The organism is Saccharopolyspora sp. NPDC002376 (assembly GCF_053593195.1).
The window spans coordinates 53,079-70,558 of sequence record NZ_JBSFBZ010000018.1 but is presented as its reverse complement, the minus strand read 5'-3'; the positions used below and the strand labels follow the sequence as shown (position 1 = coordinate 70,558).

The window sequence follows — 17,480 nt, the reverse complement described above, 5'->3', positions numbered from 1 at the left end:
GCCGAGAGGGTAGCTCATGGCGGATCCGCACATGCAGCAGGTCACCCATAGGTGTGGTGTTCACTGCATCCACAGCCTCCCGGAGATCGATCCGGCACGACATCCGGCTGTCGCCATCGGTTGCCCGCCAGGACGTCCTGCGATGCCGTGCGCTGGCAATTCAGCCCGACCACATCGATTCAGCGGTGGTGTTGGGCCCGCCGCGACACAGCTACTGCCTCCGGCGCCGCACGACGGGGGTTCTGCGCATAGGCTTGATCCAGTGCACTGGTAGGAGCATCCAAGGAGGGGCGGGTCGTGGCAGCCGTTGGTGCAAGAGGGGGACGACGAGCCGGGTACCGGCGCCGTCGACCACTGCCCGCTCTGCTGGTGCTCGTCTGCCTCGTGGTGGCAGCCGGGTTCCTGTGGACGCGCGTTTTCGACTCCGTGCTGGACATCGAAGCCGCCACCACCTGCCCCCCGCCGACACCACCGACCGCCTCGCCGGCCGGTGAGCCGATGCCCGAGCAGGCGCCGCTGGGCAGCATGCTCAAGCGTGACGCGCTGGACTCGACCAACCCGATCCCGCCCCAGGACGTGCAGGTGCGGGTGCTCAACGGCAACGGGGAGGCCCGGCAGGCCACCCTGGTCAGCAGTGAGCTGGCCAGTCTCGGCTTCGCCAAGGGCGGCGCGGACAACGACCCGTCCTACGTCAACTACGACCTGAAGTGCCATGGCCAGATCCGCTTCGGCGCCGCCGGGGCGAGCGCGGCCCGCACGCTGAGCCTGATCACGCCGTGCGCTCAGCTGGTCCGCGACGAGCGGCCAGACGCCAGCGTCGACTTCGCGCTCGGGAAGAAGTTCAAGGACATCAAGACCACCTCCGAGGCCAAGCAGGTGCTCCAGGAGCTGGAGAACTGGGTCCCGCAGCGCGACCAGCAGGGCGGGGCGCACCAGGAGGTCTCACCTCCGCAGATCAGCAAGGACCTGCTGGAGAAGGCCCGCGACGTCCACTGCTGAGCGCCGTGAGCGCGCGGAAGGGTCCGCGCGCTCACGATCTCGAACTGCTGCTCAGACCTGACCTGCGTCGGCTTCGCGGAGCGCTCCGGTGAGCTCCTCGGCGATGCCAGGTGTGGCGCAGATGAGCATTTCGTCACCCAGGTCGTCGGTGGTGCCGCGCTCGGGCAGGCGCAATTGGGCACCGGCCTCTTCGGCGACCAGCGCACCGGCCGCCCAGTCCCACCGCTTCAAGCCGACCTCGTACATGCCGTCCAGCCAGCCCGCGCCGACCGCGCACAGGTCCAGCGACGCCACACCGGCGCGGCGGATGTCGCGCACCTGCCCCATCAGCTCGCCCACGACCGCCGCCTGCGCCTTGCGGCGTTCGGCGTCGTAGGCGAAGCCGGTGCCGACCAGCGACAGGTCCAGCCGATCGGCGGCCGAAACGTGCAGGCGCTCGCCGTCCAGGAACGCGCCGTGCCCGAGGGCTGCGCTCCAGACCCGTCCGGATACCGGCTCGACCACCGCGCCAGCCACCGAACGCCCGTCGACCTGCGCGGCCAGCGACACCGAGTACCAGGGGAATCCGTACAGGTAGTTGACCGTGCCGTCGATCGGGTCGACGACCCAGCGCAGCCCCTCGAGCGCTTCCTCCCCTCCCTCTTCCTCGCCGAGCACCGATTCACCGGGGCGCAGCTCGGCGAGCCGCTCGCGGACCAGCCGCTCGACCGCGCGATCACCGGCCGTCACGACATCGGTTTCGGTACTCTTCGTGTCAACACCCCTGGTGACTGCTTCGTCACGCACGGTGCGGGCCAGTTTGGCGGCTTCGATCGCGATCTGCACCGCGACCTCGCGCAACGCCATTGCGTCTACCTCAGTTGCCAATCCCACGCTCACATCGCAACACAACCCGGTTAAGGTCTGCACACCTCGATCTGAATCGAATAGGAAGGATCAGCCATGGGGACTGCCCGCGGTTTCGGCGTGGATATCGGCGGGTCCGGCATCAAGGGATGTCCGGTCGACGTCGAAGGCGGCGTGCTGGCCGAGGAGCGGATGCGGATTCCGACCCCGCAACCCTCGACCCCGTCCGCAGTGGCCGACGCCGTCGCCGAGATCGTCGAGAAGTTCTCCTGGACCGGTCCGGTCGGCATCACCCTTCCGTGCGTCGTCAAGGACGGCACCGCGCTCACCGCGGCGAACATCGACAAGGGCTGGATCGGCACCGACGCGCAGACGCTGTTCGCCGAGCGGCTCGGCCGCACCCGCGAGGACGTCCTGGTGCTCAACGACGCCGACGCCGCTGGGATCGCCGAGATGCGCTCCGGCGCCGGCGCCGGGCACCGCGGGCTCGTCGTAGTGCTGACCTTCGGGACCGGCATCGGCAGCGCCATGTTCATCGACGGGAAGCTGGTGCCCAACACCGAGTTCGGGCACATCGAGGTCGACGGCCACGACGCTGAGTCCGAGGCCGCGGCCTCGGTCAAGGACAACCTGGACCTGACCTACCCGGAGTGGGCTCCGCGGGTCACCCGCTACATCCAGGCCCTCGAGCAGTTCCTGTGGCCGGATCTGATCATCGCCGGCGGCGGGGTCAGCAGGAAGGGTCACAAGTGGATTCCGCTGCTGGAGACCCGCACCCCGGTCGTGGCCGCGTCGCTGCGCAACGACGCGGGCATCGTCGGCGCCGCTACCGCCGCTACCAGCAACAACGCCTGACTCAGGGGTCTTCTAGCACACGACGGGACGCGCGGACTGCGCCTTGCAGCGGAACCGCACCCCCGGATCGCAGTTACAATGGAACACGGCCCACTTGGTTCGAGGCCCTTCCGTGAGGAGAAAGCACCGGTTTCACCTGGTGTTCTCCCCTTCCGCGCAGGGACTGGAGTCCGGTGGGTTGTTACCCGACCTTTGGCGGCCGAGGTTTCGCGCCCTCCGGCCAGCCCTGATCGACCGTCGCGAAAGGGCGTACGTGGCAGCCGCAGAAACCGCAACCCGACGCTCCAGCTCCGCCGCAACCGGCGGTGCCCAGTCCGAGTCGGGCCAGTCCCAGGCCACCCCAGCTTCGGAGGCGGCTGCTTCGTCTGACGACGCGCAGACGAAGAGCACCGCCGCGCGGAAGAGCACCAAGAGCTCAACGGGTGCGAAGTCGACGACCCGCAAGGCCGCCCCGAAGACCGCGGCGGCCAAGAAGGGCGCCAAGGCCCCGGCCAAGAAGTCGACCAAGTCGGCTTCCGCCAAGGGCAGCGGCGAGGGCATGGAGCTCGACGAACCGATCGAGACCGACTTGACCTCCCCGGACGTCGCCGACCTGGCCGAAGTCGAGGTGGAGATCCCAGAAGAGCCGGTTCCGGACGAGAACTCCAAGGAGTCCGGCGACTTCGTCTGGGACGAGGAGGAGTCCGAGGCGCTGCGCCAGGCGCGCAAGGACGCCGAGCTGACCGCCTCCGCCGACTCGGTGCGCGCGTACCTGAAGCAGATCGGCAAGGTCGCGCTGCTCAACGCCGAGGAAGAAGTCGAGCTGGCCAAGCGCATCGAGGCCGGCCTCTACGGCGCCGAGCGCATCCGGCAGATCGAGGAGTCCGGCGAGCAGCTCACCACCCAGATGCGGCGCGACCTGCGCTGGATCGTGCGGGACGGCGAGCGCGCCAAGAACCACCTGCTGGAGGCCAACCTCCGACTCGTGGTCAGCCTCGCCAAGCGCTACACCGGCCGCGGCATGGCGTTCCTGGACCTGATCCAGGAGGGCAACCTCGGTCTGATCCGCGCGGTCGAGAAGTTCGACTACACCAAGGGCTACAAGTTCTCCACCTACGCCACCTGGTGGATCCGGCAGGCCATCACCCGCGCCATGGCCGACCAGGCTCGCACCATCCGCATCCCGGTGCACATGGTCGAGGTGATCAACAAGCTCGGTCGCATCCAGCGTGAGCTGCTGCAGGACCTGGGCCGCGAGCCCACGCCTGAAGAGCTCGCCAAGGAAATGGACATCACCCCGGAGAAGGTGCTGGAGATCCAGCAGTACGCCCGGGAGCCGATTTCCCTGGACCAGACCATCGGCGACGAGGGCGACAGCCAGCTCGGTGACTTCATCGAGGACTCCGAGGCCGTCGTCGCGGTCGACGCGGTGTCGTTCACGCTGCTGCAGGACCAGCTGCAGTCGGTGCTGGCGACGCTGTCCGAGCGCGAGGCCGGCGTGGTCCGCCTGCGCTTCGGCCTGACCGACGGTCAGCCGCGCACGCTGGACGAGATCGGCCAGGTCTACGGCGTGACCCGCGAGCGCATCCGGCAGATCGAGTCGAAGACGATGTCGAAGCTGCGCCACCCGTCGCGCTCCCAGGTGCTCCGCGACTACCTGGACTGAGTTCCTTCCCGAAGAATGCCGCTGCCCGCGCTCTGCGGGCGGCGGCATTTTTCATTCGCGAGAACGAGCGCTCAGCCGCGCCTGCGAACCGTTCCGCGCTCCGACCGGATCGGAGGCGTTCCCGGTGCTCCGCCCCATCAGCGCGTTCCGACTTAAGCCTGGCCATCGACCGTTTGGTCGACGGTTCGGGCCGCTGTTCGCGACGTGTTCGGCGTCCGTTCGGCAGCAGGAGCGGTCCAACTCGTGAGATTCGTTGTTCGCTTCCAGCGGAAACGGCGTTCACCGATCACCGCCTGTTCTGTGATCTGAAACACCGAATGTCTGGAATAAGGTCCACACCGGACTCCGCTCTGATCGCAACCGGAACCGCATTTTCCCTTGTCACAAGGGTTTTCGCGGATTCGATCACGTTCCGCGAACAGCGCTGCTGCAACCGGGTGCTTCATAGTGACGACCGTCGCCGGTCGGCGCGGGAACACTGACTAGCGCTCGAGCGTCTGGAAGAGTGGAGGCAACGAGCACCGACCCCGCAGCCAGTGGGCCACCGGTGGTCGTAGCAGGATCGAGGGCGTCGGATGAAACCGACGCCGGGACGGAGGGAGATCACGATGCCGGGAACGCTCACCCGCCCCGAGCTGACCGCCGCCGACCGCTGCGACCGCTGCGGGGCCGCTGCCAAGCTTCGCGCCGTATTGCCATCCGGTAGCGAGCTTCTGTTCTGCGGGCACCACGCCCGCGCCTACGAGGACGGACTGCGCGAGGTGCAGGCCGACCTCCAGCAGGGCGAGCAGTAAACACCCGCAAGACGAGATGACCGTGCCCCCGCAGGGCTTCCTGCGGGGGCACGGTCTCTTTCCGGCGCCGGTCAGGCGGTGAGGTCGCTGAGGGCTTCGAGGAGCCGTCGGACGTCGGACTCGTTCGTGTAGTGCGACAGGCTCGCCCGCACGCCGCCCTTCGGGCCGATGCCGAGCGCGTGCACCGCCTCCCAGGCGTAGGAGTGGCCGTAGGAGACGTTGAGCCCCCGCTCGGCCAACTGTTCGGCCACCGCCGACGGCTCCAGCCCCCGCAGCCCGAAGAAGGCAGTGGGCGTGCACCGGCCCTGCGGAGCGCCGTAGCGCACCGCACCGTCCAACGCCGCGATCCCGTCGAACAACGTCCTGGCCAAGGCGTCCTCGTGGGCCAGAACAGCGCGGCGGGAGACCGCCAGACGCTCGGCCCGGCTGCCGTCGGCGTCGGAGTCGAGCTCGGCCAGGTGCTCCACTGCGGCGACGACGCCGACCATGGCGGCGAACGGGTTGGTGCCGAGTTCGAAGCGGTCCGGTGAGGTGTCCGGCGACGGCTTGAGCTTGTCCGGGTGCAGGTTCTCCAACGACCACGGGTCCCCGGCCACCACCGCGGCCAGGTGCGGTCCCGCCCACTTGTAGGCGCTGGTCGCGTAGAAGTCCGCGCCCAGCTCCGCGAGCTGCACGTGGGCGTGCGGGCAGTGCTGCACGCCGTCGACGTAGGAGATCGCGCCCACCTGACGGGCCCGGTCCGTGATCGTCCGCAGGTCCGGCATGGTGCCCAGCACGTTTGACGCCGCGGTGACCGCGACCAGCTTGGTGCGTTCGCCGATGAGGTCGGTGACGCGCTGCGCGGGCAGTTCGCCGGTCATCGGGTCCAGCTCCGCCACGCGCACCGTCGCGCCCGCGCGCTGCGCGTGCTGGATCCACGGCCGGACGTTGGCGTCGTGGTCCAGCTGGGTCACCACGACCTCGTCACCGGGCCGCCAGCCGTCGACCAACGCGGCGGCGAACCGGTAGGTCAACGCAGTCATGCTCGGGCCGAACACCACGCACGCGGGATCGGGCGCCCCTACCAGGTCGGCCACGGCCGCCCGAGCCTCGGCGACGACCCCGCCCGCCCGGCGGCTGGACTCGTACGGCCCGCCCACGTTGGACATCCCGATCCGGTAGGCATCGGTGACGGCGTCGATCACCGGCTGCGGCACCTGGGTGCCCGCCGCGCCGTCCAACCAAGCCCTGCCGTCCGCCAGCGCCGGGTACTGCGCCCGGACCTTCTCCACGTCGAAACCCATGCGCCGACCCTAAGAGACCGGTCACGACCGCACGCTGCGCCGAACGGGCCACTTCACAGTTTCAATTGAAACTGTAATTTCACCAGGAGCGGAGGGTGGCGATTCGCTCTTCGAGCTGTTCGACGGTGGCCATCGCCGTCGGCGGGCCGCCGCAGGACTTCTGCAGCTCGTTGTAGATCTTGCCGTGCGGCTTGCGGGTCCGGTGGTGGTGCAGCGACACCAGGGTGTTCAGCTCCTTGCGGAGCTTCGCCAACCGCTCCTGCACGCTCTGCGGCTTCGCGTTCGCGCGCTGCTCGGCTTGCTCGGCGGCCTTCGCCGCCTTCGCGTTGGCCTCGCGCTTGGCGACGTCGTCGAGCTGCTTGGACTGGCGCTGGCGCAGCAGCGCCCGCATCTGGTCGGGTTCCAGCAGGCCCGGCAGGCCGAGGTAGTCCTGCTCCTCCTCGGAGGTGCTGAAGGCCGCGGTGCCGAACGACGAGCCGTCGTAGATCACCTGGTCCAGCTCGGCTTCAGCGCCGAGCGCGGTGAACGACTTCTCCTCCTCGCCGGGCTCGTCCTCCTTGCGGTTGGCCTGGGCGAGCAGCTCGTCGTCCCAGCCGTCCTTCTCCCGGTGCGGCTTGCCCAGGACGTGGTCGCGCTGGGCTTCCAGCTGGCTGGCCAGCTCCAGCAGCACCGGCACGCTGGGCAGGAAGACGCTGGCCGTCTCCCCTGGCTTCCGGGACCGCACGAAGCGGCCGATGGCCTGGGCGAAGAACAGCGGGGTCGAGGCGCTGGTGGCGTACACGCCGACGGCCAGCCGCGGCACGTCGACGCCTTCGCTCACCATTCGGACCGCGACCATCCACCGGTCGTCGGATTCGGCGAACTCGGCGATCCGGCTGGAGGCCTGCGGGTCGTCGGAGAGCACCACCACCGGCTCGTCGCCGGTGAGCTTGTGGAGGGTCTTGGCGTAGGCCTTGGCGGTGACGTGGTCGGTGGCAATCACCAGACCACCGGCATCGGGCACGCCGCTCTTGCGCAGCTGCGCCAACCGCGTGTCCGCAGCCCGCAGCACGGACGGGATCCACTCCCCCGCCGGGTCCAGGGCGGTGCGCCAGGCGCGGGCGGTCTGCTCGGCCGTCAGCGGCTCGCCGAGGCGGGCGCTGAACTCGTCACCGGCGCTGGTGCGCCACCGCGCCTCGCCCGAGTAGGCCAGGAAGACCACCGGCCGGACCACGCCGTCGTTGAGCGCGTCCGAGTAGCCGTAGGAGTGGTCGGCGCGGCTGCGCAGCGAACCGTCGGCGTCGGGCTCGTAGCCGATGAACGGGATCGGCGAGTCGTCGCTTCGGAACGGCGTACCGGTCAGCGCCAGCCGCCGCACGGCCGGGGTGAACGCCTCCCGGATCGCGTCGCCCCAGGACTTCGCGTCGCCCGCGTGGTGCACCTCGTCGAGTATCACCAGCGTCTTGCGGCGCTCGGTGCGCACCCGGTGCAGGGCCTCGTGGGCCGCGACCTGCGCGTAGGTGACGACGACGCCCTGGTAGTCGCTGGAGGTGATGCCGTCGGCGTTGCGGAAGTTCGAGTCCAGCGCGATGCCCGCGCTGGCCGCCGCTAACGCCCACTGGTGCTTGAGGTGCTCAGTGGGGGCAACGACCGTGACCGCCTCGACCGTGCGGTCGGCCAGCAGCTCCGCCGCGACCCGAAGTCCGAAGGTCGTCTTGCCCGCGCCCGGCGTCGCGACCGCCAGGAAGTCCTGCGGGCGGGTCGACAAGTACTTCGTGAGCGCTCTGCGCTGCCAGGCGCGCAGTGGCCGAGAAGAAGTCTGCGAGGGGTCGCTGAGCACGGATCGGACTGGATTGTCGAGTTGCGCTTCGGACACGCCGGCTCGCCGCTCCTTCCTAGGTCTCCCCATACCTGAATGGCGAGGGCGAGCCATGGCACCGCCCTGCGAACACCCGCGAACTGGACTTCGTCGACTCGCTGCGGGCCGTCGTGCAGCTTACCTGCGCGCCTCGATCTTCACCGGCAAGGCCGCGTGGAGACGAATGCGACACACCGTTTTTCCGGGTCGGCGCTCATCGGCCGGGCCGATGCAGCATCCTTATGGGTGCCATGGGTTCGCTGAATTCGCCAGACAGCCGGGGACGCAGTGCAGCCACCGCACCGCGGGACGCCCCGGTGCGACGAGGACCACTGCGGTTGATCGCCCGCACCCTGGACAAGGCATGGTGGGACAACATCTTCTCCGAATCGGCGGCCGCCGCGTTCTGGCAGACGCTGTCGATGCCGCCGCTGCTGCTGGGTCTGCTGGGCAGCCTGGGCTTCCTCGGGGACTGGTTCGGCCCGTCGGTCGTCGACGCGGTGCATGGCAAGATCCTGGCCTTCTCCCGAACCGTGTTCACCCAGAACGTGGTGGACCAGATCATCGGCCCGACGGTCGCCGACATCCTGACCAAGGGCAAGGGCGAGATCGTCTCGGTCGGCTTCCTGCTGTCGCTGTGGGCGGGCTCGTCCGCGCTGGCGTCGCTGGTCGACTCGATCACCATGGCCTACAACCAGTACCTAGTGCGCAACAGCGTCTGGCAGCGGATCTTCGCGCTGCTGCTGTACCTGGTGTGCCTGGTGCTCGCGGTGGTCGGGCTGCCGATCATCGCGCTCGGCCCGAACTGGTTGCCGACGGTCTTCCCGCGCGACTACCAGGACGACATCGCCTGGCTGATCCAGATCTTCTACTACCCAGCGACCGCGATCGGGCTGGTCGTGGCGCTGGCCACGCTGTACAAGGTGGCGGTCCCGCGCAAGCTGCCCTGGCACCGCGGCCTGCCCGGCGCGCTGCTGGCGATGGTGCTGTTCTTGTGCTCGAGCATCGGCCTGCGGCTCTACATCACCTGGGTCACCGGCACCGGCTACACCTACGGCGCGCTGGCCACCCCGATCGCGTTCCTGCTGTTCGCGTTCTTCATCGGCCTGGCGATCATCATGGGCGCCCAGTTCAACAACGCGATCCAGGAGATGTACCCGGCGAAGATGACGCGTCGGGAGCGCCGCCGGTGGCGGCGGCTGGAGATGAAGCGCCTCGCGCAGCGCATGCACACCGAAGAGGGTTACCGCGCGTGGCGTAACGGCCAGACCGCGGACGAGGAGAGCGCGCCGGAGGAACCGGCGGAGCACGAGGCGCCCGAGAAGCCCGTCAAGGGCGAGACGGTGGAGCTACCGCGCAACGGCATACCGCTGCCGAAGCTGCGCAAGCAGGCCGAACCGCGCGGTGGCTGAGCGCCCCGCGCGGTTGCGGTCAGCGTCTATTCCTTGTCGCCGCCGGGCGGCAGGGAGTTGAAGATCTCCTTGCAGTCCGGGCAGACCGGCGACCCCGGCTTCGGCGACTTGGTGACCGGGAAGACCTCACCGCACAGCGCCACCACGTGCGTGCCCATGACCGCGCTCTCGGCGATCTTGTTCTTCTGCACGTAGTGGAACATCTCCGGCCGGTCGTCACTGGTCTGATCAGTGGTCTCGGTCCGGGTATCGGTCTCCGGCAGCGTCATCGTGCTCATGCCCCAATGATGCCGCACGACGAGCGCGAATGGTTCCGGACCGCGCCCGGCGGGTTCCGGAGGCCACCTCGCACGGCCGCGTCAGCTGTCGATGACCTGGTGCTGCCGGGACTCCAGGGCGTGGTGCGAGCGGCGGAACCGGTGTACCTTCTCGCTCTTCTTCGCCGGCTTGTCGTTGGCGATGAGCACCGCCATCCACGGCAACGGGATGGAGATCGCCAGGATGATCAGTGACAACCACCACAGATGCCACACCTGGAACACCACTGCCGCCAGCACGAGACACGGAATCCGGCTGGCCATCATGATCGCGTACCTGCGGCGACGCGTCGCCTGCTCGTCGTCCAAGGACGGCTTGGCCTCGGTGATCAGCACCGGGGAGTCGTCACGATGTGAACTGTTCACGGCGCTACCTCCACCATTTATGCTCCCACTTGATCGCCGCCACCAACACCCTGGGTGCCGCGCGGAATTCGTGGCTCGCCCCTGAGGTTGACCAGCGCGACGCACGCGCGAAACCTCCAGGGGTTAGATTCATCGGGATCCGAGTCGTGGAGGGTGAATGCTGTACGCGGTGAGCAAGCGGGTCGTCGGCGCGGTGGCGCGGACGATCTACCGGCCGAAGGTGATCGACGCGGACAAGGTGCCGACCACTGGTCCGGTGATCCTGGCGCCGAACCACCTCGCCGTGCTCGACAGCTTCATCGTCCCGCTGGTCCTGCCCCGCCCGGTCGCGTTCCTGGCCAAGGCCGAGTACTTCAACGGCAGCGGCACCAAGGGCGCGCTGACGAAGTGGCTGTTCAGCTCGCTGGGCGCGATCCCGGTGGACCGGGGCAAGGGCCGCGCTGCGAAGGAAGCGCTGGACGCAGCCGAGCAGGTGCTGCTGGACGGCGGCGCGTTCGGCATCCACCCGGAGGGCACCCGCTCCCCCGACGGCCGCCTGTACCGGGGCCGCACCGGTGTCGCCCGGCTCGCGCTGAGCACCGGAGCGCCGGTCGTGCCGGTGGCGCTGACCGGCACCGACAAGCTCCAGCCGCGCGGCAAGAAGATCCCGCGCCTGCACCCGGTCTCGGTGCGCTTCGGCGATCCGCTGGACTTCCGCCGCTACACCGGCCTGGACAGCTCGCTGCCGGTCCTGCGCTCGATCACCGACGAGATCATGTACGCCATCGCCGAACTCTCCGACCAGGAGTACGTCGACCGCTACCAGCGCCCGGGCGCAGCAGCAGCCTGAGTTCCCATCTCTGAATCGCGCCCCCACCCGGGTATCGAGAGGGGGCGCGTTTTCGTGAGAGTTCGGCGGAGTCGTATCCCGGCGCTCGTCAGGGGAAGTCGATGAACGAGGGCGCGACGTGCGCGGTCAACCACACCCCGTTCGCGCTGATTCGGAACTCGTGCCCGGCCCCGCGCATCTCGGCCGCTCGGACCGTCAGGACCACCGGGCGCCCACGCCGCGCACCCACCCGCCCCGCAGTCTCACGATCAGCGGACAGGTGGACGTGGTGGCGGTTCATCGGGCGAAGCCCCTCGCCCCGGATCGCGTCCAGATTGCGGGCGACGGTGCCGTGGAAGAGCAGGGCGGGCGGCTCAGCGACCGGCAGGTCGAGGTCGACCTGAACCGAATGCCCCTGGTTGGCCCGAATCCGGTCACCTTCGATCACGTACCGCTGCTTGTCGTTGCTCGCGACGACTTCGGCCAGTTCCTCCCGCGAGATCGGGAACCGGCGCGCGGCAGCAGCGGCCAACAGCTCGTCGACCGCCACCCAACCGTTCGCGTCCAGATCGATGCCGATCCGCTCCGGCTGGTGCCTCAGGTGCTTGGCCAGGTACTTCGACACCCGCACGACCCGTTGCTCGTCCATGATGGGCCAACGCTAGCCAGCCGGTCGAAACGATGTCGACCGGTTTTCCGCTCAGCCCTTGGCGGCCTTCGCGGCGGCCTTCTGCTCCTTCTTCCAGGTGCGGACCTCGTTCAGGGTCTGCTCGTCGACCACATCGGCGATCGAGCGGCGGGAGCCATCTTCGCCGTAGCCCCCAGCGGCCTCGCGCCATCCGGCGGGCTGGACGCCCCGCTGCTTGCCCAGCAGTGCGAGGAAGATCCGCGCCTTCTGGTCGCCGTAGCCCGGCAGCGCCTTGAGCCGCTTCAGCACTTCCTTGCCGTCCGGGTCGCCCTCGGTCCAAATCGCCTCGGTCCGGCCGTCGTAGTGCTCGACGATGTACTGGGCCAGCGCGTGCACCCGCCGCCCCATCGACCCGCCGTACCGGTGGATCGCCGGCTTCTGCACGCACACCTCGACGAACTCGTCGAGATCGGACTCGGCGATCTTGGTGACGTCGAACCCGCCCATCCGCTCGGCGATCTTCTTCGGCCCGGCGAACGCCAGCTCCATCGCCACCTGCTGATCCAACAACATCCCCGTGAGCAGCGCGAACGGGTCATCGGAGAGCAGCTTGTCGGCCTCGGCATCGCCGGTCAGGTTGAGCTTCTTCGGCATGGACACATCGTCGCACGCGCCGGAACCGGCAACCCCGTCGATGACCCGGTGTCGGCACCGGCGAGAAAAAGCGTCGCGCGGCCGGGCGGATTCGGTGAAGATCGTCGTATCCGCCGAACCTCCGATATGCGGACAGGTCGGCGGCGGGGAGTTTTCGGAGCGGGCACGAATTCGGCAGAGCTCTGTGGCTGAGTTGGGAGAGTTGCTTGATGTTCGACGAACATCAGTTGGCAGATTCCGAGCGTCGCCGGACTCCGGACGTGCGGATCGTGCATCTGAACGGCCCGGCGTTCCAGGCGCTTCTTCAAGGCGATCTGGCGGCGGCGAATGCGGCCAGCCCCGTTCCTCTCTCCGCTCACTTCGCAGGTCCGGAGTGGCGCGGGCTGTGGCGGATGCGCAGCAGGCAGGTCGAGCAGGATCCGGCCAGCGCAGCGTGGGTCACCGGTGTCATCTGGGACGAACGACGCCAGCTGGCCGTCGGGCGCGCCGGCTACCACGGGCCTCCCGACGCATCGGGAATGGTGGAGATCGGCTACGCGGTCGACCCCGACCACCGACGGTGCGGATACGCCCGCGCAGCACTGGAATCCCTGCTCCAGCGCGCCGCCCGCGAGCCGCAGGTGAGCACCGTGCGGGTCACCATCAGCCCCGACAACCTGCCCTCCTACCGGTTGGCGTCGCAGTACGGCTTCGTCGAGGTCGGGGAACAGTGGGACGACGAGGACGGCTTGGAAATCATCTACGAAGTCCCCGCAGACCAGCTGTAGGCATCCGCGCTATCGGCTAGTTCCCCTGCTTGCTCGCACGCCACTCCGGGGCCAGGACAGACCAGAGCTCCATGTCCTGCCTTTCGCCGCGATGGAGGTTGGACTCCCGGAGCGTGCCGTCCTTGACCATCCCCAGCCGCTTGGCCACCGCGATGCTGGCCTGGTTCGCCGCCGAGACGAACCACTCGATCCGGTGGATGCCGCGCTCTTCGACGGCCCAGTCGATGATCATCCGCGCCGCCCTGGTGACCAGTCCCCGGCCCACCGCCGACGGCTCCAGCCAGCAGCCCGCCTCGGCGTTGCCGCGCGCGACGTCCATCGTCCGGAAGCGGACACCGCCGACCAGCTCGTCGTGCACCCAGATCCCGTAGATCCGCCCGGTGTCGGCCGCGGCCTTCTCCGCGTACTGCTGGAGGAACGAGCGGCTCGATTCCAGGTCGGTGACCGCGTCCGCCAGCCCGATGTGCTGCCCGATGAACTCCCTCCCCCGATCCACGTGGGCCAGGAACTCCGCTGCCCGCGAGGGTTCCAGCGGGCGGAGCTCCGCGTTGTCGTCACCCAGGGAAATCGAGAACATCGCGACCTTCCACGACCGAATGCAACGGACACCGCGGCGCAGGCTCCCACACCGCGGCAACGACGCAAAGCGCTTTTTCAGCGAATCCGCAGCACGACAACGACGTCCAGCGGAAATTCCTTTGCCGCCGAAGATCGTGACGAGTCAGACTGCCTGTGTGGAAATGCACGTCGGCCAGCTGGGCGTTTCGGTGGGGACCGTGCGGGAGCTGGTTGATGGGCAGTTCCCCGAGTGGAGTGGGCTGCCCATCAGGGAGCTCGCTTCGCAGGGGACGGTCAACGCGATCTTCCGCATTGGCGAGGACTTCGCGGCTCGGTTCCCGTTGGAACCCGGAGACGTCGAATCGGTGCGGCGGCAGCAGGAAGGAGAGGCCAACGCGGCTCGTGGGGAACGCATCCTGGCGGACTGAGCTCATCATTCGGTGGGCGGATGCGGCAGTCGGCGGTCGTGTGAGGATTTGGGGCGTGATACCAGATCTGTCCCACGACCGCATCGACCGACTTCGCGACGCGTTTCGCGCTGCTGAATACGACGCCGATGGCGTCGTCGAACTGCTCGGCCCGGAGGCGCACATCTCGCTCGGGCGCGGCGAGCTGGTGCCCGCGCTGCGCGCCACTGCCGACGCCGGGCCGCTCGGCACTCTCATCCGCTTGTTCCTGCTCGGGCAGGCCGAGCCACAGGCCGCCGTCGAGGCAGCTTTCGCGCCACTGCCGCTTGCCGAGGCGCAGGCTGCCGGGATCGTCGTCGCCGACGGCGACCGGATGCGCGCCGGGCTCGACATCCGCCCGCACGGCGTCGGCGACGATTCGTGGTGGGTGATGTCGGACCTGGACTCGGAGCTGCGCGGCGGCCGTCCGGTCGAGCCGGACCACGTGCTCGGCGTCGGGCACGCCTCGCTGAGCCTGGTTCGGGCCACCTCGCGGCGGGAGGTCGGCTCGGTGCTCGACCTGGGCACCGGCTGCGGGGTGCAGGCGCTGCACGCGAGCAAGCACGCTCAGCGCATCACCGCGACCGACGTCTCCAAACGGGCGTTGGCGCTGGCCGACGCGACGTTCCGGATCAACGAGCTCGACGTCGAGCTCGTCGAGGGCGAGTGGTTCGAGCCGGTGCGCGGGCGCCGCTTCGACATGGTGGTGTGCAACCCGCCGTTCGTGGTGGGGCCGCCGCGCACCGACTTCACCTACCGCGACTCCGGCCTGGCCGGTGACGACGCGAGCGCGCTGGTGGTGCGCCAGCTGCCCTCCTTCCTCAACGAAGGCGGCACCGGACAGCTGCTGGCGTCCTGGGTGCACCGCGAAGGCGAGGACTGGGAGGACCGCGTGTCCCGGTGGCTGCCGCCGGGCGCCGGGGTGGACGCCTGGTTCGTGCAGCGCGACGTCGCCGACCCGGCGCTGTACGTCGGCACCTGGCTGCGCGACGCGGGCTACGACCTGCGCTCCCAGCAGGGGCAGCAGAAGGCCGGCGAGTGGCTGGACTGGTTCGAGAACAACGGCGTGCTCGGGATCGGCTTCGGGTTCGTCACCCTGCGCCGCACCGACGCCGCACGCGGCGAGGTCGTCTGCGAGGACCTGCGGCACGCCTTCGAGGACCCGCTGGGCCCGGAGTCGGACCAGTGGCTGCGCCGCGTCGACTGGCTGCGCGTGCACGGGTCGAACGACGGTCTGCTGGCCGCTCGGCTGGTCACCGCGGACAGCACTGTGCTGGAGCAGGTGTCCGCGCCCGGTGACGAGGGCTGGAGCCCGCTGGTGCACCGCCTGCACCGCACCGACGGTCCGGGCTGGCAGCACGAGGTCGACGAGCTCGGCGTGCGGCTGCTCGCCGGGTGCCGGGGTGCGCTGCCGCTCGAGGAACTCATCGAACTGCTCGCAATGGGATTCGGCGAGGACTCCGAGGAACTGACCCGCGCCGCACTGCCCGTGGTGCGCGAGCTCATCCGGCACGGAATGCTCGTTCCGGCGGAATGGACGGGCGGTGCGCAATGAGGGCAATCGCCACTCGAGTCACTCGGGCCTCGGTATCGGTCGATGGTGTCGTCGTCGGCAAGATCGAAGAGCCCGGGCTGTTAGTGCTATTGGGTGTTACGCATTCCGACGGGCGTGAAGAAGTCGTCAAAATGGCGCGCAAACTGCATGAGATTCGCGCGCTGCGCGACGAGGAGTCCTGCGCCACGACCGGGGCACCGCTGCTCGTCGTCAGCCAGTTCACGCTCTACGGCTCGACCCGCAAGGGACGCCGCCCGTCGTGGACCGAGGCGGCCCGCCCGGAGCACGCCGAACCGCTGGTGGAGGCGGTCGTAGCGGAGCTGCGGGAGCGGGGCGCTCGGGTGTCCACCGGGGCCTTCGGGGCGATGATGTCGGTGGAGAGCGTCAACGACGGACCATTCACACTTTTGGTTGAGGTGTAAATGTAACGAGGACTCTCAGGAAATCCTCAGGCTTGGCGATGCAACGGATGTGACCGCCATGACGTCTCTTAATCTAGAACTTCGGGAACGAATTCGGCACGCCGGTCGTTTTCCAGGTAACGAAGCTTCGACGGCCATGTCGAGAGGTGCCTCAGCACTGATCGACAACACCCGGAGGAGACGTCGACGCGCAAGCCCGTACCAACGAGCGTACGCGTCAAACGCACCGCGCACCGGCGCGCAGGTGTGAATTGCGCCAGCCAAGCCAGCCCATCAGGGAGGGAGCTCATGACCGTCCCGCAGACCACCAAGCCAGACGTCGCAGTTGCCGAAGACCTGGACACCCAAGGCCCATCGGCAGACCTGGTGCGCGTCTACCTCAACGGCATCGGGCGAACCGCGCTGCTCACCGCACAGGAAGAGGTCGACCTCGCCAAGCGCATCGAGGCCGGGGTGTTCGCCAAGCACCTGCTGGAGACCAGCAACAACCTCTCCCCCGAGCGGCGCTCCGACCTCAACGCCGTGGTCCGGGACGGTCGTCGAGCCAAGAACCACCTGATGGAGGCCAACCTCCGCCTGGTGGTCAGCCTCGCCAAGCGCTACACCGGTCGCGGCATGCCGCTGCTGGACCTCATCCAGGAGGGCAACCTGGGCCTGATCCGCGCGGTCGAGAAGTTCGACTACACCAAGGGCTTCAAGTTCTCCACCTACGCCACCTGGTGGATCCGGCAGGCCATCACCCGCGGCATGGCCGACCAGAGCCGCACCATCCGCCTGCCCGTCCACCTGGTCGAGCAGGTCAACAAGCTCGCCCGCATCAAGCGCGACCTGCACCAGAAGCTCGGCCGGGAAGCCACCGACGACGAGCTGTCCGAAGAGGCCGGCATCCCGGTGGAGAAGATCCTCGACCTGATGGACCACTCCCGCGACCCGGTCAGCCTGGACATGCCGGTTGGTGCAGAGGAGGACGCGCCGCTCGGTGACTTCATCGAGGACGCCGAATCCGCCGACGCCGAGAACGCGGTGATCTCCGGCTTCCTGCAGGACGACCTGCGCCGCGTGCTGGCCACCCTGGAAGAGCGCGAGCAGTCGGTGATCCGGATGCGCTACGGCCTCGACGATGGCCAGCCGCGCACCCTGGACCAGATCGGCAAGGCGTTCGGCCTGTCCCGCGAGCGAGTTCGGCAGATCGAGCGCGAGGTCATGTCCAAGCTCCGGCAGGGCGACCGCGCCGACCGCCTGCGGGCCTACGCGAGTTGACCGACGGAGCGGTGGGGGGACGTGTGCC

19 protein-coding genes are annotated in these 17,480 nt (G+C 68.8%); 11 read left to right on the top strand and 8 right to left on the bottom strand.

The features are described 5' to 3' along the window. Positions 1–297: 297 nt before the first annotated feature. Complete coding sequence (gene cei, locus ACWCO2_RS14945) at positions 298–999, top strand: envelope integrity protein Cei (RefSeq protein WP_450128287.1); 702 nt, start codon at positions 298–300, stop codon at positions 997–999. A 51-nt stretch (positions 1,000–1,050) separates the two neighbouring features. On the opposite strand, the gene ACWCO2_RS14940 is transcribed toward cei, so the two are convergent. Further along, the gene (locus ACWCO2_RS14940; protein WP_450128286.1) at positions 1,051–1,845 is read right to left on the bottom strand and encodes an inositol monophosphatase family protein; all 795 of its coding nucleotides are present in this window, start codon (positions 1,843–1,845) and stop codon (positions 1,051–1,053) included. A 96-nt stretch (positions 1,846–1,941) separates the two neighbouring features. On the opposite strand from ACWCO2_RS14940, the gene ppgK reads away from it, so the two are divergent. The 3 genes from ppgK (at position 1,942) to ACWCO2_RS14925 (ending at position 5,139) form a co-directional block, all read left to right on the top strand. Beyond that, positions 1,942–2,700, top strand: a complete 759-nt coding sequence (ppgK, locus tag ACWCO2_RS14935) for a polyphosphate--glucose phosphotransferase (protein WP_450128285.1) — start codon at positions 1,942–1,944, stop codon at positions 2,698–2,700. A gap of 226 nt (positions 2,701–2,926) precedes the next feature. Beyond that, entirely contained in the window at positions 2,927–4,345 is a 1,419-nt protein-coding gene (locus tag ACWCO2_RS14930; RefSeq protein WP_450128331.1) for an RNA polymerase sigma factor, read from the top strand. A gap of 608 nt (positions 4,346–4,953) precedes the next feature. Further along, positions 4,954–5,139, top strand: coding sequence for a DUF7455 domain-containing protein (locus ACWCO2_RS14925; protein WP_270947977.1), 186 nt, complete (start codon positions 4,954–4,956; stop codon positions 5,137–5,139). A gap of 71 nt (positions 5,140–5,210) precedes the next feature. On the opposite strand, the gene ACWCO2_RS14920 is transcribed toward ACWCO2_RS14925, so the two are convergent. Together ACWCO2_RS14920 and ACWCO2_RS14915 are read right to left on the bottom strand one after the other, a co-directional pair. Then, on the bottom strand, positions 5,211–6,422 hold the full coding sequence (locus ACWCO2_RS14920) for a cysteine desulfurase-like protein (protein ID WP_450128284.1): 1,212 nt from the start codon (positions 6,420–6,422) through the stop codon (positions 5,211–5,213). A gap of 79 nt (positions 6,423–6,501) precedes the next feature. Then, entirely contained in the window at positions 6,502–8,277 is a 1,776-nt protein-coding gene (locus ACWCO2_RS14915; RefSeq protein ID WP_450128283.1) for a DEAD/DEAH box helicase, read from the bottom strand. A gap of 299 nt (positions 8,278–8,576) precedes the next feature. Here ACWCO2_RS14915 and ACWCO2_RS14910 point away from each other — a divergent pair, with 299 nt between their 5' ends. Continuing rightward, positions 8,577–9,671, top strand: a complete 1,095-nt coding sequence (locus ACWCO2_RS14910) for a YihY/virulence factor BrkB family protein (RefSeq protein ID WP_450128282.1) — start codon at positions 8,577–8,579, stop codon at positions 9,669–9,671. A gap of 26 nt (positions 9,672–9,697) precedes the next feature. Here ACWCO2_RS14910 and ACWCO2_RS14905 read toward each other — a convergent pair whose 3' ends face one another. Together ACWCO2_RS14905 and ACWCO2_RS14900 are read right to left on the bottom strand one after the other, a co-directional pair. Continuing rightward, positions 9,698–9,949 carry a DUF3039 domain-containing protein gene (locus ACWCO2_RS14905; protein WP_450128281.1) on the bottom strand — a complete coding sequence of 84 codons (252 nt, stop codon included), beginning with the start codon at positions 9,947–9,949 and terminating at the stop codon, positions 9,698–9,700. A gap of 81 nt (positions 9,950–10,030) precedes the next feature. Beyond that, positions 10,031–10,354 carry a DUF3099 domain-containing protein gene (locus ACWCO2_RS14900; protein ID WP_450128280.1) on the bottom strand — a complete coding sequence of 108 codons (324 nt, stop codon included), beginning with the start codon at positions 10,352–10,354 and terminating at the stop codon, positions 10,031–10,033. A gap of 157 nt (positions 10,355–10,511) precedes the next feature. Here ACWCO2_RS14900 and ACWCO2_RS14895 point away from each other — a divergent pair, with 157 nt between their 5' ends. After that, positions 10,512–11,183: a lysophospholipid acyltransferase family protein gene (locus ACWCO2_RS14895; RefSeq protein WP_450128279.1), complete on the top strand. Its 672-nt coding sequence runs from the start codon at positions 10,512–10,514 to the stop codon at positions 11,181–11,183. 88 nt (positions 11,184–11,271) lie between these two features. Here the strand turns inward: ACWCO2_RS14895 and ACWCO2_RS14890 are convergent, their stop codons facing one another. Next, a complete protein-coding gene (locus ACWCO2_RS14890) occupies positions 11,272–11,811 on the bottom strand; it encodes an RNA 2'-phosphotransferase (RefSeq protein WP_450128278.1) in 540 nt (179 codons plus the stop codon). Between the two features lie 51 nt (positions 11,812–11,862). Further along, positions 11,863–12,444 (bottom strand): HhH-GPD-type base excision DNA repair protein, encoded by a 582-nt coding sequence (locus ACWCO2_RS14885; protein WP_450128277.1) that lies wholly within the window; start codon positions 12,442–12,444, stop codon positions 11,863–11,865. Between the two features lie 209 nt (positions 12,445–12,653). Between ACWCO2_RS14885 and ACWCO2_RS14880 the strand changes: the two genes are divergently transcribed. Beyond that, positions 12,654–13,211 carry a GNAT family N-acetyltransferase gene (locus ACWCO2_RS14880; protein ID WP_450128276.1) on the top strand — a complete coding sequence of 186 codons (558 nt, stop codon included), beginning with the start codon at positions 12,654–12,656 and terminating at the stop codon, positions 13,209–13,211. Between the two features lie 16 nt (positions 13,212–13,227). On the opposite strand, the gene ACWCO2_RS14875 is transcribed toward ACWCO2_RS14880, so the two are convergent. Beyond that, positions 13,228–13,788 (bottom strand): GNAT family N-acetyltransferase, encoded by a 561-nt coding sequence (locus ACWCO2_RS14875; RefSeq protein ID WP_450128275.1) that lies wholly within the window; start codon positions 13,786–13,788, stop codon positions 13,228–13,230. A 157-nt stretch (positions 13,789–13,945) separates the two neighbouring features. Between ACWCO2_RS14875 and ACWCO2_RS14870 the strand changes: the two genes are divergently transcribed. The 4 genes from ACWCO2_RS14870 (at position 13,946) to ACWCO2_RS14855 (ending at position 17,452) form a co-directional block, all read left to right on the top strand. After that, a complete protein-coding gene (locus ACWCO2_RS14870) occupies positions 13,946–14,197 on the top strand; it encodes a hypothetical protein (RefSeq protein ID WP_450128274.1) in 252 nt (83 codons plus the stop codon). A 55-nt stretch (positions 14,198–14,252) separates the two neighbouring features. Continuing rightward, positions 14,253–15,770: a DUF7782 domain-containing protein gene (locus ACWCO2_RS14865; protein WP_450128273.1), complete on the top strand. Its 1,518-nt coding sequence runs from the start codon at positions 14,253–14,255 to the stop codon at positions 15,768–15,770. Beyond that, positions 15,767–16,192: a D-aminoacyl-tRNA deacylase gene (gene dtd, locus ACWCO2_RS14860; protein ID WP_450128272.1), complete on the top strand. Its 426-nt coding sequence runs from the start codon at positions 15,767–15,769 to the stop codon at positions 16,190–16,192. The genes ACWCO2_RS14865 and dtd overlap by 4 nt, the downstream gene beginning before the upstream one ends. A gap of 288 nt (positions 16,193–16,480) precedes the next feature. Beyond that, entirely contained in the window at positions 16,481–17,452 is a 972-nt protein-coding gene (locus ACWCO2_RS14855; RefSeq protein ID WP_351038651.1) for a sigma-70 family RNA polymerase sigma factor, read from the top strand. Positions 17,453–17,480 lie beyond the last annotated feature (28 nt).